At 55.3% G+C, this 14,419-nt stretch carries 13 protein-coding genes; 3 read left to right on the forward strand and 10 right to left on the reverse strand.

Going from position 1 to position 14,419, the window contains the following annotated elements; genetic code table 11:
- Nucleotides 1-90: 90 nt before the first annotated feature.
- On the forward strand, nt 91-474 hold the full coding sequence (locus GOX61_RS12210; protein ID WP_170334052.1) for a ribonuclease E inhibitor RraB: 384 nt from the start codon (nt 91-93) through the stop codon (nt 472-474).
- A gap of 350 nt (nt 475-824) precedes the next feature.
- Here the strand turns inward: GOX61_RS12210 and GOX61_RS12215 are convergent, their stop codons facing one another.
- From GOX61_RS12215 to GOX61_RS12230, 4 genes are all read right to left on the reverse strand, one after another.
- Nucleotides 825-1,931, reverse strand: coding sequence for a lyase family protein (locus GOX61_RS12215; protein ID WP_170334054.1), 1,107 nt, complete (start codon nt 1,929-1,931; stop codon nt 825-827).
- Entirely contained in the window at nt 1,924-3,438 is a 1,515-nt protein-coding gene (locus tag GOX61_RS12220; protein WP_170334056.1) for a tripartite tricarboxylate transporter permease, read from the reverse strand. Before GOX61_RS12220 ends, GOX61_RS12215 begins: the two co-directional genes overlap by 8 nt.
- A gap of 5 nt (nt 3,439-3,443) precedes the next feature.
- Nucleotides 3,444-3,911, reverse strand: a complete 468-nt coding sequence (locus tag GOX61_RS12225) for a tripartite tricarboxylate transporter TctB family protein (protein WP_170334059.1) — start codon at nt 3,909-3,911, stop codon at nt 3,444-3,446.
- 67 nt (nt 3,912-3,978) lie between these two features.
- Nucleotides 3,979-4,938: a tripartite tricarboxylate transporter substrate binding protein gene (locus GOX61_RS12230; protein WP_170334060.1), complete on the reverse strand. Its 960-nt coding sequence runs from the start codon at nt 4,936-4,938 to the stop codon at nt 3,979-3,981.
- Between the two features lie 64 nt (nt 4,939-5,002).
- Here GOX61_RS12230 and GOX61_RS12235 point away from each other — a divergent pair, with 64 nt between their 5' ends.
- Nucleotides 5,003-5,947, forward strand: coding sequence for a LysR family transcriptional regulator (locus tag GOX61_RS12235; RefSeq protein ID WP_170334062.1), 945 nt, complete (start codon nt 5,003-5,005; stop codon nt 5,945-5,947).
- A gap of 212 nt (nt 5,948-6,159) precedes the next feature.
- Here the strand turns inward: GOX61_RS12235 and GOX61_RS12240 are convergent, their stop codons facing one another.
- Complete coding sequence (locus GOX61_RS12240; RefSeq protein WP_170334064.1) at nt 6,160-6,978, reverse strand: DUF2189 domain-containing protein; 819 nt, start codon at nt 6,976-6,978, stop codon at nt 6,160-6,162.
- Between the two features lie 273 nt (nt 6,979-7,251).
- Entirely contained in the window at nt 7,252-7,743 is a 492-nt protein-coding gene (locus GOX61_RS12245; RefSeq protein ID WP_170334066.1) for a DUF2938 family protein, read from the reverse strand.
- Between the two features lie 65 nt (nt 7,744-7,808).
- On the opposite strand from GOX61_RS12245, the gene GOX61_RS12250 reads away from it, so the two are divergent.
- Nucleotides 7,809-8,213 (forward strand): helix-turn-helix domain-containing protein, encoded by a 405-nt coding sequence (locus GOX61_RS12250; protein ID WP_170334068.1) that lies wholly within the window; start codon nt 7,809-7,811, stop codon nt 8,211-8,213.
- Between the two features lie 434 nt (nt 8,214-8,647).
- Here the strand turns inward: GOX61_RS12250 and GOX61_RS12255 are convergent, their stop codons facing one another.
- From GOX61_RS12255 to GOX61_RS12270, 4 genes are all read right to left on the reverse strand, one after another.
- Entirely contained in the window at nt 8,648-10,096 is a 1,449-nt protein-coding gene (locus tag GOX61_RS12255; RefSeq protein ID WP_170334070.1) for an NAD-dependent succinate-semialdehyde dehydrogenase, read from the reverse strand.
- A gap of 70 nt (nt 10,097-10,166) precedes the next feature.
- The gene (locus tag GOX61_RS12260; protein WP_170334072.1) at nt 10,167-11,837 is read right to left on the reverse strand and encodes a BCCT family transporter; all 1,671 of its coding nucleotides are present in this window, start codon (nt 11,835-11,837) and stop codon (nt 10,167-10,169) included.
- Nucleotides 11,838-11,903: 66 nt separating this feature from the next.
- Nucleotides 11,904-13,367 (reverse strand): aldehyde dehydrogenase, encoded by a 1,464-nt coding sequence (locus tag GOX61_RS12265; RefSeq protein ID WP_170334074.1) that lies wholly within the window; start codon nt 13,365-13,367, stop codon nt 11,904-11,906.
- Nucleotides 13,368-13,381: 14 nt separating this feature from the next.
- A complete protein-coding gene (locus GOX61_RS12270) occupies nt 13,382-14,419 on the reverse strand; it encodes an LLM class flavin-dependent oxidoreductase (RefSeq protein ID WP_170334078.1) in 1,038 nt (345 codons plus the stop codon).

Below are 14,419 nucleotides of genomic sequence, written 5' to 3' on the forward strand. Positions count from 1 at the left end.
GTAAGGAAGAAGAACGGGGACAACCTTAGTTGAAGAATGAGGCTCCATTTGTTTAAAGTTCGGAGGCATCAAGGTTGAGGATATGAACCAGTGAAGTCACTCTTGAGAGACATTCATGCCAGGACCGTCGATCAGTTTTTTAAGCCGTCCAATGCACAAATGTTATCATCCGCTGCGGACCAAGGCGTGGATCTCTCAGAGCCCATACCCTTCACATTTTACATATCTTTCCGCAATTCTGATGACGCTGACGGCGTTGCCGCTATGCTCGAAAGCAAAGGCTATAAAATCACCCGAGAAACCGAAGAAGAAGATCCATACCCGTATGAGGTGGAAGCCGAAACAAAAATTCTTGGCAATGAAAATGAAGTCACTCAACAAGAAGATTTTTTTCGAACACTCGTGAGCAAATTCCCTGCCCGCTATGATGATTACAGTATCACCTACTCTGATGAAGAGGCCGTTTTCTACTGACCAACTTCGATATGGGCTCAGGTTTAATAACCGGGAAATGAAGTTAGCATCCGGGGCGATTGCGGACTCGATAGCATTCGGGCACCTGTCATATCTGGTTGCGACAGGTCACTGATCTTTTAGTCTCCCTAAACGATCAGAAAATCCAATACTCTGGGCAATGCCTGGATCATCCAATTGAAAGCAATGACAATAGAGAGCGAGGTCATTCCGCTGCACCTAACCTTCTGAGGATGGTGCGCACGCCGTTAGTTAGTCGTTATAGTTCAGTGACACTCGGCAACCCTCAAAAGCAAACATTTAACAGGAACCGGTGTTCGCGAGGAGTGTCAGCAATCGATCACCCTATATCAATGAAACTGAGTTCCGATGTTTATTTTCTCTCCAAGAAGTAACCGCTCCATCGCTTTTTGATCGACGATCAGACACTGGAACATTCTGTTTGACCATTCCAGAGCCCCTGACGTCAGCAGGAAAGTTTCAGGTACCACGATCCACTCAGCGATCCACATGCCGCCCGAACGCTCATGTTCGTGGAGGGTCAACTCTCCAATCTGATCCGCACGTTGACGTCCCAATCGGGCAACGGCTTCACCGAACTCCGAAGCTCGCTGATTTTTCTTGTGCCCCATGGCCGAAGACACGCCTTTACCGTTAACCGGGCGCTCATAGATCTCACCAATATCCGACGAGGACAGCAGATTCACATTATGGGCGATCTTGCACAAACTGCTACAGAGCAACCCAAGCGCAGTAACAACTTCCGCCACTCCGTCGCGGGCGTTCTGCCAATGCGGATCAATCGTGTTGAGCCCTAATGCCTTGGCGACATTGCTTTTGATGATTTGACCGTCCTCGTTCTCATAGGCCTGTAAATCTCCCACCGGCCCGCCAACCTGAACGTTCAGCCCCCGCGCGGCAGCATCAGACAAAGCGGCACGGCGACGTTCCAGCTCTGAACGCCAGACACCCAACTTGGTTTCCAACCGAATGGGCAAAGCATGCTGCCCATTGGTCCGCCCCATCATCTTCGCTCCACTACTGTCATGGATATGCCGATCCAGCTCTGCAACGAGTTGCGTGATCCCCGCATCGATCTGATCGATCCCATACCTCATCTGCAAAGACATGGCCGTATCCATAATGTCCTGAGTCGTAGCTCGAAAATGGACGAACTCAGCGAAGTCTCCCATCAGCGTTCTCAGTTGCCGCACCAATCCGACTATGGGCCGGCCGACAAGCATCATGTCATCATGCAATTGGCTTTGGTTCAGGTCGGAAACTGAGATCGTGTTTAGCGCACTTGCAGCCTCAGCCGGGATCAGCCCAGCCTTCGCCTGAAAGGTCGCAAGCGTCTGCTCAACCTTCAGCCAAGCCGAGAGCGTGGCGTGTTCGGACCAGATTGATCGCATATCTGAAGTCGAAAGGCAGTCGCGATAGAGGCCGAAATCAAGCATCGCCCAGCCCCCCCTCGGCCAAACTGCGCTCTTTCATGATGCCCCGGATACGGAAGGCTATCGCGCCAACACCAAGGATCAGGAATGCCAATGCGATAGGGCGCTCGACAAAGATCATCGCGCCACCATCAGACATCAGCAACGCCTGGCGAAACGTCTCTTCTGCACCCTTCGCCAGCACGAATGAGATCACAAAGGCCGCAATGTTGAAGTCAAACTTGCGCATCAGCCAGCCAGCGAAACCAGCGCAGGTCATCACGGTGACGTCGAACATCGACCCGCGCGCGGAATAGGCAGCGACGAAAGCTGTCATGAAGATCAATGGATAGAGCACATTGGTCGGAATTTTGAGGATCAGACGCGCAACCTGCGTGGCACCAAAATAGCCGATCAGGCCATATGCGAAGATCCCCAACATCCCGCAGGCAAAGAGTTTGTAGACCAGTTCCTTATCCGTCAGAAACAGAGTCGGACCAACCTGAATACCGTGGATCAGGAACACACCCAGAAGGATCGCACCAATGGTCGAGCCCGGAATACCCAGCGTCAGCAATGGTGCCATGGATGGCCCGGAAACTGCGTTGTTGGCAGCCTCAGGCGCAGCAACGCCTTCCAGCGCGCCCCTGCCCCATTGTTCCGGATTCTTGGCCCGGCGCTTACCCTCACCGTATGAGATGAATGCCGCGATAGCGGAGCCCAGCCCTGGCAGCACGCCGATACCCGCGCCGATGAATCCACCGCGCAGAGCGTGAGGCAGACAGGGCTTGTATTCTTCCCATGTCAACTCATTGCCACTGGCTGAGCTTTCGTTTTCCTGGGTCTCACCTGTCGCCTTGCGGCGTTCTTCGAGCTGGGCAAAAACCTCACCTAAAACAAACACACCGATCATCAGGGGGACAAGACCGATACCATTCGACAGGTCGAACGAGCCAAAGGTATAGCGTTCTTCGCTTGAAATCGGGTCGAGGCCGACCATGGCCACCAAAATGCCCAACAGAGCCGAGGCCAGTCCTTTGACAATCGACTTACCAATGACCGACCCGATGACCACAAAGGCGGCAAAGTAAATGGCAAAGGTCTCTGGTGGCCCCAGCTTCAGCGCTATGGCTGCGATAAATCCTACGCCGACGACCAGCAGAACATCTCCCATGAAATCGCCGATGACGGACGAAATCGTGGCAACCTTCATCGCTTTGCCAGCCTTGCCAGCGCGTGCCAGCGGGTAGCCGTCGATCTGCGTAGCAGCGCTCGCAGCGGTTCCCGGCGTATTAAACAGGATGGCAGCTATCGAGCCGCCATATCGACCCGACTTACCGATCACATAGAGAAAGGCCAACGCAAACAGCGGCGACATATAGAAAGTGATCGGCAACAGCATTGCAATCGCGGCCGAGGCGGTCAGGCCCGGGGTGGCCCCGACGATCATGCCAACTACGGCTGCAAGAACAATAGCAAAAAGCAGCATCGGATCAGTGATGACTGAAAGCAGCGCTGGGAAGATTTCCATAAGAATTACCCCTGTATCCAGCTGAGCAGGTCGAACACTTCGCCGTAGGGCGGAAAGACACCAAGCAGCACGAAGAAAATGATGTGGAAAATGAGCGGGCACAGAACGGCGGACGACGCCAATCCGATCCAGCTGCGCACGCCGAACATATAAAACACAACGGGTGCCACAATCGCAGTGGGCAGAAGGTAGCCGAACCACCGGAACGATTGCTGATAGATCAGCGCGATTACGAACAACGCGATAACTTGAAACGCAGCACCTTTGTCTGTGCTTACAGGCGCGATCCCTGCAGTTTGGCGCGATGCGCCCAAGATCAGCAGGATCGACAGAAACAGCAGAGCAACTGATGCTGCGAATGGGACAATCCCAGCCCATGTATCACCAGGCGAGGCGGCCGGAACCTGCCAGGCCCCCCAGACAGCAACAAGTGATAGGGTCGCAAGCACCAAACCTTCGACATAGGCGCGCATGGCATCCTCCCTGTATTCTGCGAAAAGCACTGGATCGGGTGGCATATCCGCCCGATCCGTTTTTGGGTCAGTTGGTAAGGCTCTCAACAAGCGGTTGGGAGTCTGCTTTCATTGAGGTGAGCGTAGCCTTGGCATCTGCACCCTTCTGAAATACCGGGCCGGTTCCGCGAGAGGCCAGGAGTTCAGCAAATTCCGGTTTGGCTGCGATTTGCTCCAACGCCACTTCCATGGCTGCCACCACTTCCGCAGGTGTGTCTTTGGGGGCGAAGACGATGACCGGCGAAGAAACAGCGGCAAACGGAATACCCAGTTCACCGAAGGACGGCACCTCGGCCATGATACCGTCACGCTCCTGACTGTTGACGGCCAGCGCGCGCAGTTGATCTTCGAAACCGGCAAGTTGCTGGACGCCCAGAAAGCCAAAATCCGCCTGCTCACCGATCAAAGCGGCGCGGGTTGGTCCGCCACCCTTGAAAGGCACATCCTGAGCTTCGATTCCGTTATTGGCCAGAAAGCCCAACCCACCGACATGATGGAAGCCACCGCGACCCGAATGTGCCCAACGCAATGAGCCCGGTTCCGCCCTGGCTGCGTCGATCACATCCTGAACTGATTGGAACGGGCTGTTCTTGGGCACCATAAGCGAGGTCTGCAGCTGGCCGACTTGTGCGACGAATTCAAAGCTCTCCAGCGCGTCAATGTCGGTGTCACGCGTCATCGTCGACAGCAGGAACGAACCGCCCGAGGTCATCATCATGGTGTAGCCATCCGGGCGTGCGCCCACGACCGAGTTTGCTCCGTTCAACCCGCCAGACCCGGGCTTATTCACAACCACTACAGGCACATCCAGAATACCTTCTGCTGCAGCCGAGATGGCCCGGGCATATGCATCGGTACCGCCACCGGCTTTGTAAGGCACAATCAGATTGATCGGTCGTTTGGGCCAATCAGCGGCAAAGCTGGCCGTGGCTGTTGCGGCAATCGCAATCGCTGCAAACGCGGTGGTCAGAATACTACGTCTTTTCATCGGGTCCTCCCTAGCTCGGTCACCCGCAGTCTATACCCAAACCACAATTGCAAAAATTGCAAATATGTTATCTACTCTTGCAAAATATGGAATTATTGAGATGAACATCAAAGGGCTCCGCGCATTCACAGCAACATTGTCCGAGGGCTCTCTGGTCGCGGCGTCGGAGAGATTGCACCTGAGCCAGCCGGCCGTGAGTCGACTGATCTCTGGTCTGGAAGCTGAGTTGAAGCTCAAGCTCTTTGATCGCAGTGGCCGCGCCTTAACACCAACGCCAGAGGGGCTGGCCTTTTATCGCGAGGCGGGCCGTATCCTCGACAATCTGGATGAAGTTCCGCGCATAGCTGCAGAAATTCGAGCCGGGCGCACCGAGACACTACGCGTTGTGACGATGCCCAGGATTGCGCACTCGCTTTCTGTTCCAGCCGTTGCAAAGTTCCTGAAAACTAACCCTGAAACCAATGTCAGCCTGGATGTTCGCGCCAGACGAGAGGCTGGCAAATGGCTCGCAGGGCGAGAATATGACATCGGAATCGGCGCATTGCCCGTTGATCATCCGGGCATAGCGACCAAACCCCTTCTTCGCGTTCGTGCTCAGGTAGTTTTGCCCAAAGAGCACCCGCTTGCTGACCGGAACGAACTGAATGCGCGCGATATTGCACAGGAACCGATCATACGTCTGATGCACGGCCTGCTGCTGCGGGATCAACTCGACGATATCTTCCGCTCAGCAGGCGTAACCCCAAGGCAGACCTGCGAGGTTGCCGCATCCCAACTTGCCTGTTCTCTGGTTGCAGAGGGTGTGGGCCTCACGATCGCCGACGAACTCGTTGCGGCTCAAACTGGTCTCGAGCGGATTGCTCTTGTTCCCATTGTGCCCGAGCGCTGGATGACCTTTGGCTTATTGTTCCCAATATCCCGACGAAAAACACCAAATGAATTTGAAACGGCATTATCGGAGGTTGCTCGCGAACTCGTCGATCAGAGTCCTACCCTCGAATTAGCCTGAAGTGAGGTGAAGTTGGTCTCGTGTCTATTTGAGAATAGTGACAAGCAGGCAAAATCAATCGGCGACACCGAATTCGTTCTTTTCCGCTTCAGCGTGGTAGTTGCATCGTCCAAGCATTCATTCAGGTGCAGTCATAGACCAGTTGCCTCGTTGAGCAGGCGCCCCAATTAGCCGCAGCAAACGGTAGCTTCCCAAGATGATGACCGGATAGATCACCCCTCAGCAGGTGAGACGGCCCGCTGATAAAGATGCCATGTGGTGTGGCCCAGGATTGGCAAAGTGAAGATGAGGCCCAGAAACGCCGGAATCATCGACAACAGCATAGTAACCGAGATGATTGCTGCCCAACCGAGCATGACTACCGGGTTTTCAGTCACGACACGGATCGATGTTAACATGGCGGAAACAAAATTGGTTTCCCGGTCGAGCAGCATGGGCATCGCGACGACGGTCACCGAGAACAACACAGCCGACAAAAACGCGCCAACGCATGTGCCAACTGCAAGGAATGTCCAACCCTGCGGCGTGAAGAGGACTGCATTCAAAAACCCGTCAAAATCCGAAAACGAAGCCTTCTGCAGGATAATCGCCAGCCATAGCCGTACTTGGTAAACCCACACCCAGAAAATGAACAGGGTGACAAAGGCCATCCAGCCCATTTCGCGCTTGCGCTGATCGGCCATGACGGTGAGGATTTCAGACCAGCCGAAACTCTCCCCCTTCTGCATTCGTCGTGACATCTCATAAAGCCCGGCAGCAGCAAACGGCGCAACCAGCGGAAAACCAATTACAGCGGGGATGATCATCCAGATCTTACCGAGCCAGATCAGGCTCCAGACGAACAGGATCCCAAAAACCGCATAGAACAAGCCGAAGAAACCGCTCATTAAAGGGCGCGCCACAAAGTCCGAAAACCCTGCTTTCAAAGATGCTGTGATATCGCCCGCCGTCACCGTGTTTATCTTGGGCATGCCCTGCTGCTGCGGCGCTGGGTTGTCTGGTGGTGTAGAACCTGCGGTCTTGGACGTCATGATACACTCCTCCCAAAGCACGGTACTGCGTTAGTCCGTTTGGCAACAGGACAACTATGATACAGACCTCCCTCTTCCACCTACAAATTTGCATCACGAGAAGCATAAGGGCAACGAGGGCAATGGCAGCTTTGTTGCGCTTAACTGTCTTGCACTAAATCAGGCCGAAGGTCGATTTTCGCACTCTGGCAACACGTCGCTCGAAGAAAGGTGAAGACTGGTTCAATGGAGGCAATGTATCCAAATCACAATATTTCTGCATTGCGGTACAGATCAGAAATAAGGCTTTAACGCCAATGCGCTTAACCAAAGACCTATCCCGAAAACCGCGTGTGTAATAACACTACGCAACCGCAGTTTCCAAGCTTCAGGTGCCTTTGAAACAGCTACCCCCCAGCCAAAGAGCGGTTGAAAAATCAGCCAAGGCACCAAGACCGTTCCCAGGCCAAAGCTCAGACCTTGCCAGGCTTTAGGAGCATCGAGCGCTGTCGGCCCAAACAGAAAAACGAAACCGATCCCGAAGAGTAAACCCAGAAAAAAATGAGCGCCCCACCCCAGCACCGCCTCTCCATCTACAGGTGCGGTGGTGCGAATGTCGGCATGTAAGAAGCCGGTGCGAGGAACCGATCCTATCCAACGTCCAACCAAACAGTAGAACCCATTTGTTGCAGGCCATCCCTGGCGCAACAGCCCAACAAGATCAGTGAAAACTGTTGCGCCAAAACCGACAACCGCGCCCCAAATCAATAACTCTGCGACATTCATGATCTTTCCTTTTCATGTCGAATCCTTACATTTTTTGTGCAACTTGAAGCTAGGTTTAAGTCAACATGTTCCGCCTTGATATCGCCGAAGTCGCCCAGCACAGCGGCTTCCCCCCATCCACTTTGCGCTACTACGAAAAGCGAGGCCTTATCGCCTCAGATGGCAGGCAAGGGTTACGTCGGCAATATGATGATAGTGTGCTCACAAGGCTCGCATTGATCTCATTGGGTCAGCGGGCTGGTTACACCTTGGATGAAATCGCGGCTTTGTTTCGGCCCCAGGGAGGTAAGCTGGATCTAAGTAGGCACGAATTACGAAACCAGGCAGCTAACTTGCGCAATCAAGCGCAAAAATTGCAGGCAACCGCAGACCTTCTGGATCATATCGCTGCCTGCACGGCACCTTCCCACCTGGAATGCCCCAGATTCCAAGCCTTGCTTAAGGACGTTCTCAATTCTGGTGGGCATTGAGGGTCGAAGTCCAACTACCAGATCTCGGCCTGCATACTTGCCTTTCAGCGGTGGCCGCGAACGTCCGCATCGCTAAGTTGGCGACTTTCTGCAAACGCAACTGATGCCCATTGAACGTCAGTCTGCGCATCAATCCCGTGCCCTATTGTGGAGTCACGCTGTCAGATCGTTCAGACAGAGTGTTGGTGGGTCTGACGTAATAGACCGCATCTCTGGACGGAAACAAAGCAAGATATCTGTGCAATAAGACAAGCGCCGCCATAAGCACCGTACGCGAACAGCGATCATGTTCGGCAGGTCCAATGGCTGGCGGCGCGTTGCCACTCGGTGCAACAGGTATCCCAAGGTCTGTCTATCGACGGTCGCCTTCATAGCAAACACCATGTTCTGCTATGCGGCAAAACGAGTCTCGACACCGGTTTTTGCTCTTCACGTCAGATGCTCAGGCAACAATATTTTAGTTCGAGATAGTCTTCGATCCCGTACTTTGATCCTTCGCGCCCCAGTCCGCTTTCCTTAATGCCACCAAATGGTGCCACTTCGGTAGAGATCAGACCCGTGTTTACTCCGACCATGCCATACTCAAGCTCTTCCATAAATTGCCAAACCTGCGACAGGTTTTGAGTGTAGACATATGATGCCAGCCCAAATTCGGTATCATTCGCAGCAGCGACGGCATCGCCAATCTCCGAGAACCGGAATACGGGCGCTAGTGGACCAAAGGTCTCTTCCCGCGCAACCGCCATGTCCCGTGTTGCGCCCGTGATGACGGTCGGCTGAAAGAAGGTCCCGCCCAGCTCATGCTCTGAACCACCAGTAGAAATTTCTCCGCCTTTATCGACCGCATCAGCAATGTGCTCACGGACTTTGGAAACGGCTGCGGGTGTGATCAGCGGACCAATTGCCGAACCGTCTGTAAACCCGTCCCCAACGGGCAGCGCAGCAACCGCCTGTGTCAGCTTTTCGACAAAGGCATCATGGATACCATCCTGCACATAGAACCGATTGGTGCAGACGCAAGTTTGCCCGGCATTGCGGAATTTCGAGATCATCGCGCCTTCGACAGCCTTATCCAGATCAGCATCGTCACACACGATGAATGGCGCGTTGCCGCCCAATTCCAGTGACAACTTTTTGACTTGATCAGCACCCTGCTGCATCAGGATTTTTCCAACACGGGTCGAACCAGTAAAGCTGATCTTACGCATCACAGGGTTTTCGCTGAACGCTTGGCCTATACCGATGCTGTCGGTTGACGTCACAACTGAGAATACTCCCGGTGGGATGCCAGCCTCTTCTCCCAACTTCGCCATCGCCAGTGCAGATAAAGGCGTTTCGGCTGCAGGTTTAACCACCATGGCACAACCAGCGGCCAGCGCCGGGGCCACTTTGCGCGCGATCATCGCGTTTGGGAAGTTCCAAGGGGTAATAGCACCCACAACACCAACGGGTTGTTTCATCACCACAATGCGCTTGTCGCGCTGATGGCCCGGAATCGTATCGCCGTAGACACGTTTGGCCTCTTCGCCGAACCATTCGACAAAGCTGGCACCATACATGATTTCGCCCTTGGCCTCGGCCAGTGGCTTGCCCATCTCAGCCGTCAGGATCGCACCCAGATCATCCACGTTTGCGACCATCAGGTCGAACCACTTGTGCAAGATTGCGGCACGTTCCTTGCCCGTTAGTGCGGCCCAGTCCTTTTGGGCAGATTGCGCGACGTCGATGGCCGCATTTGCGTCAGCAACCGAGCAGTCCGTAACCTGCGCAATAACCTCTCCGGTCGAAGGGTTCGTGACATCGAACCGGGTATCGCGCGCCGCCCATTCTCCGTTCAGATAGGCCGCTTCAATCAAAAGATCGGCACGCTTCAAAGTCAGCATTGGTGTCTCCTGTGTGATTGCAAACGGGCGAGGATGTCCCCGCCCGTTCAAATTGGTTGGTGACGCCGGCTCAGGCGTGTAGATCACCGTCGAGCGCTGTTCCATCCGGTGCAACCTCGGACGAAACCGTGGTAGCCGAGCTGTCCTCGTAGAGGGACTTGATGACACCCCATGCCATCAGGACCACGAGGATCGAGATCGGAAGCGCGGCTGCAATGGCGGCGGTTTGCAGGGCAGACAGGCCACCAGCGATCAGCAGAACGGCAGCAACCAGACCTTGTGCAGCGCCCCACACGACGCGGTGCAATTTCGGCGGGTGCGCATTGCCCATAGACAAGATCGTGGTCACGACCAGAGTGCCCGAGTCCGAGCTTGTGATGAACCACGTCGCCAGCAGGAAGGTGGCCAGAGCCGAGATCAACCAGGACAGCGTGCCGTTGGAGGCCAACAGGTCAATCGTTCCGTAAAGCGTACCACCCAGGTTCCAACTATTGACCATTTCGATCAGGCCGGCGGTGCCGACACCATCTGCGGCATTCATTTCGATGAACAACGCGTTGCCGCTGAAGATCGAAATCCAGATGAAGGCCATGGTGGTGGGAACAAACATGGCGCCCAGCATGAATTCACGGATTGTACGCCCTTTGGAAATACGCGCTACGAACATGCCCACAAAGGGTGCCCAGCTCAGCCACCAACCCCAATAGAACATGGTCCACGCACCTTGCCAGGCAACGTCGCCGGGCTCGGACGCGGTCCAGAAACCCATCGACCACAGACCGGTGGCATAGTCACCCATGGCGTTCATGAAGAATCCGATAAGCCACTGGGTCGGACCCGCGAACAGGAAGAACAGAACCAGCAGGATCGACAGGATGATGTTCCACTCCGACAGGATGCGGATGCCTTTACCGATCCCCGAAACCGCCGACAGGGTCGCAACGATCGAGATGCCAACGACCAGCCCGACCTTGAGCATCGTGCTCGTGCCCGTGTTGAACAGAACGTTCAGTCCTTCGGCCATTTGCGTAACGCCTAGACCCATGGAGGTTGCGATACCAAACACCGTGCCGAACACGGCCAGCAGATCCACGGCGTGCCCGGCCGGTCCATAGATGCGGTCGCCCAGGATCGGGTACAGCGCCGAGCGGAAGGTCAGCGGCAGCTTTTTGCGGAAGGCAAAATACCCCAGCGCAAGACCCGTCATCGTATAGATTGCCCAGCCATGCAGACCCCAATGGAAGTTCGTGACGACCACCGCATCAACGGCCCGCTGCATGTTCATTTCGGTGTGCCCAGCAGCGTCAGCGAACGGGTTGTTTGGATAACCCCAACCGGCCGCATTGTCGAAGTAGAACAATGGCTCGGCGATTCCGAAGAACAGGATGCCTATGGAAACGCCCGCTGAAAACAGCATGGCGAACCATGAGAAGTTGGAGAATTCCGGCCGGCTGTCATCGTCGCCCAGGCGGATGGAACCGAACCGGCTGAACATCAGATATAGACAAACGAAGAACAGGATTACGACCGAACTGATATAGTACCAGCTCAGCGCGCCCTCGACCCATGAACGAACGCCTTTGTAGACACCGCTGGCGAAGTCGACGTTGAGAATAGTGAATAGCACAAAGGCCGCGATCATCGCTTTGGAAGCGATGCTCATCCCGTTGTGCAACCCTTTGAATATCCCCTTGTCAGAGACCAGATGGTCACCACTATTGGGGGGCTGGATGTCAGCCATGTTGGTATTCCTCCCATTGACAGATAAACGCACCGCTTGCCCTTGTTCGCGGTGAAGAGTTTCAGATCAGCGCATGACAAACGGATCCGGGATCGGATCGTCACTGGTGCGCAGCCAGACTGATTTGATCTTGGTGTAATCCAGTGCGGCCTGCAGTCCGCCCTCGCGCCCATGACCCGAAAGACCATGACCTCCGAACGGAGCGATGGGGCTGACGGCACGATATGTGTTGACCCAGACGATGCCCGCCCGAATGGCGCGGATCATGCGATGCGCACGGGTCAGGTTCTGGGTGAAGAGGCCCGAGGCCAACCCGAATTTCGTGTCATTCGCGATTGCAATGGCTTCTGCTTCGGTTTCAAACGTGGTCACTGACAGAACAGGCCCAAAGAACTCATTGGTCAGGCTGTCCGCATCCGGTACGTCCGAGCAATCCAGAATGGTCGGGGGAAAAAAGAACCCGTCGCGGTCAATTGGCTTACCACCTGTTACCAGTTTGGCTCCCTGCGCAATCGATCGCTCGATCAGACCAACTGCGACGTCTCGCTGACGCTTTGTGCACAGCGGGCCAACCTCGGTCGCCATATCATCTGGTGCTCCGATAATGACAGCCTCGGCCTTTTCCTTGAGCCGTGCCAGAAACGCGTCTTTGATCGAGGCCTGCACTACGAGGCGCGAGCCCGCAACGCAGCTCTGGCCGGTGGCAGCAAAGATTCCCGACACCTGCGCATTCACGGCGCTTTCCATATCGGCGTCCTCAAAGACGATAAACGGGGACTTGCCACCCAGTTCCAGCGAGGTTGAGGCCAGATTTTCAGCCGAGTTGCGCACAATGTGACGCGCTGTTTCGGGCCCGCCCGTAAAGGCGACATGGGCAACTTTCGGATGGCTGGTTAACGTGGCCCCCGCCACAGGACCACCGGTAATGATGTTCAAGACGCCCTTGGGGAACCCGGCCTCATCGAAGATGCGCGCAAATTCCAGCATCGGCGCGGGCCCTTCTTCCGAGGCTTTCAGGACGACCGTGCATCCCGCCGCCAAGGCCGGACCAATTTTGACCGCCGACAGAAAAAGCTGAGAGTTCCACGGCACAATAGCGGCCACAACACCGATTGGTTCACGGTGCAGCCACACCTCCATATCCGGTTTGTCGATCGGCAGATGCGCGCCTTCGATCTTGTCGGCCAGCCCCGCATAGTACCGGTAATATTCGGCTACATAGGCAATCTGCGCCGATGTCTCGCGGATGATCTTGCCGGTATCGCGGGTCTCCAACTCGGCCAGACGCGGAGCGTTTTGCGCGATCAGGTCGGCCAGACGGTGCAGCAGCTTACCGCGCGCTGTTGCGGTCATACCCGCCCATTCGGGCGAGAAGAATGCCTGATCAGCAGCTTCAACAGCTTGATTGACGTCCTCGGCACTTGCGTCGGGCATCCTGGCCCAGACCGCGCCTGTGGCCGGATCCAGACTGTCGAACTGCCCTGACCCATCCGAGAACGCGCCGTCGATATACTGTTGAAACTGCTGCATTTTACGTCATTCCCTTACTGAAACGCCGGCATGACGTCTTTGATGAACCGCTCCAGCGAGGCTTTCTTGCGCTCGAACGGCATGCTTGAATCGATCCAGAACGAGTATTCGTCGTACCCAAGCTCTTCGCTAATGCGGAGGCGGTCGATGACGGTATCAGCGGTGCCGATGACCAGATCACGCTCCATGTTTTCGGGAGTATAAAATGGATGCGCGGCGATATCTTCGTCGCTCAGCGGGTCGATCAGACCTTGCGTGATATCCCGTTTGTTCATGAACCAGGCACCGAAATAGCAATAGAAGCGGTTCAGCTCGATCGCCGCCTGTTTCACGTCCGCCTCATCTTCGGCCACATAGGTATGACGCAGAAGCATGATGTTCGGCCGCGCAATATCCGGGAATTTCTCGCAGGCCGCGTTGAATTTGGACATAAGGTCTGCGACCTCATCATCGCCATTCCAAAGCGGTGTCACTTGAACGTTGCAGCCATTCTGGACCGCGAATTCGTGGCTGTTCGGATCACGGGCCGCAACCCAGATCGGGGGACCATCCTGCTGCAATGGCAACGGTGCAGAGGTCGTTTTCGGGAACTGGTGGAACTCACCCTCATGCGCGTAATCACCCTTCCACAGATTCTGAACGGCAGGAATGAGCTCGCGCATGCGCTGACCGGCTTCCCACGCATCCATGCCGGGCATGATGCGCTCATACTCAAAGCTGTAGGCCCCGCGCGCGATGCCAAGATCCAGACGCCCGTCGGTGATGATATCGGCCATCGCCGCTTCACCCGCCAGACGGATCGGATGCCAGAACGGAGCGATCACTGTACCCGTCCCAAGCCGCACGTTCTTGGTGTGTCGCGCGACATCGACCAGATTCAGAAACGGGTTCGGCGCGATGGTAAAGTTCATCCCGTGGTGTTCACCGGTCCAGACCGCATGCATTCCGCCTTCGTCGGCGATTTTGCACAGCTGAATGAACTCATCATACAGCTGCTTCTGGTCCTGATCCGGAGAGATCCGCTCCATATGCGCAAAGAGTGAGAATTTCAT

The sequence above is a fragment of the Ruegeria arenilitoris genome (assembly GCF_013030265.1).
In the GTDB taxonomy this organism is placed as follows: Bacteria; Pseudomonadota; Alphaproteobacteria; order Rhodobacterales; family Rhodobacteraceae; genus Ruegeria; species Ruegeria arenilitoris_E.

Coding starts and splice junctions, on each gene's coding strand:
- GOX61_RS12215 (WP_170334054.1), bottom strand. CDS start 1,931: ATGCTTGATTTCGGCCTCTATCGCGACTGCCTTTCGACTTCAGATATG.
- GOX61_RS12220 (WP_170334056.1), bottom strand. CDS start 3,438: ATGGAAATCTTCCCAGCGCTGCTTTCAGTCATCACTGATCCGATGCTG.
- GOX61_RS12225 (WP_170334059.1), bottom strand. CDS start 3,911: ATGCGCGCCTATGTCGAAGGTTTGGTGCTTGCGACCCTATCACTTGTT.
- GOX61_RS12230 (WP_170334060.1), bottom strand. CDS start 4,938: ATGAAAAGACGTAGTATTCTGACCACCGCGTTTGCAGCGATTGCGATT.
- GOX61_RS12235 (WP_170334062.1), top strand. CDS start 5,003: ATGTTATCTACTCTTGCAAAATATGGAATTATTGAGATGAACATCAAA.
- GOX61_RS12240 (WP_170334064.1), bottom strand. CDS start 6,978: ATGACGTCCAAGACCGCAGGTTCTACACCACCAGACAACCCAGCGCCG.
- GOX61_RS12245 (WP_170334066.1), bottom strand. CDS start 7,743: ATGAATGTCGCAGAGTTATTGATTTGGGGCGCGGTTGTCGGTTTTGGC.
- GOX61_RS12250 (WP_170334068.1), top strand. CDS start 7,809: ATGTTCCGCCTTGATATCGCCGAAGTCGCCCAGCACAGCGGCTTCCCC.
- GOX61_RS12255 (WP_170334070.1), bottom strand. CDS start 10,096: ATGCTGACTTTGAAGCGTGCCGATCTTTTGATTGAAGCGGCCTATCTG.
- GOX61_RS12260 (WP_170334072.1), bottom strand. CDS start 11,837: ATGGCTGACATCCAGCCCCCCAATAGTGGTGACCATCTGGTCTCTGAC.
- GOX61_RS12265 (WP_170334074.1), bottom strand. CDS start 13,367: ATGCAGCAGTTTCAACAGTATATCGACGGCGCGTTCTCGGATGGGTCA.
- GOX61_RS12270 (WP_170334078.1), bottom strand. CDS start 14,419: ATGAAATTCTCACTCTTTGCGCATATGGAGCGGATCTCTCCGGATCAG.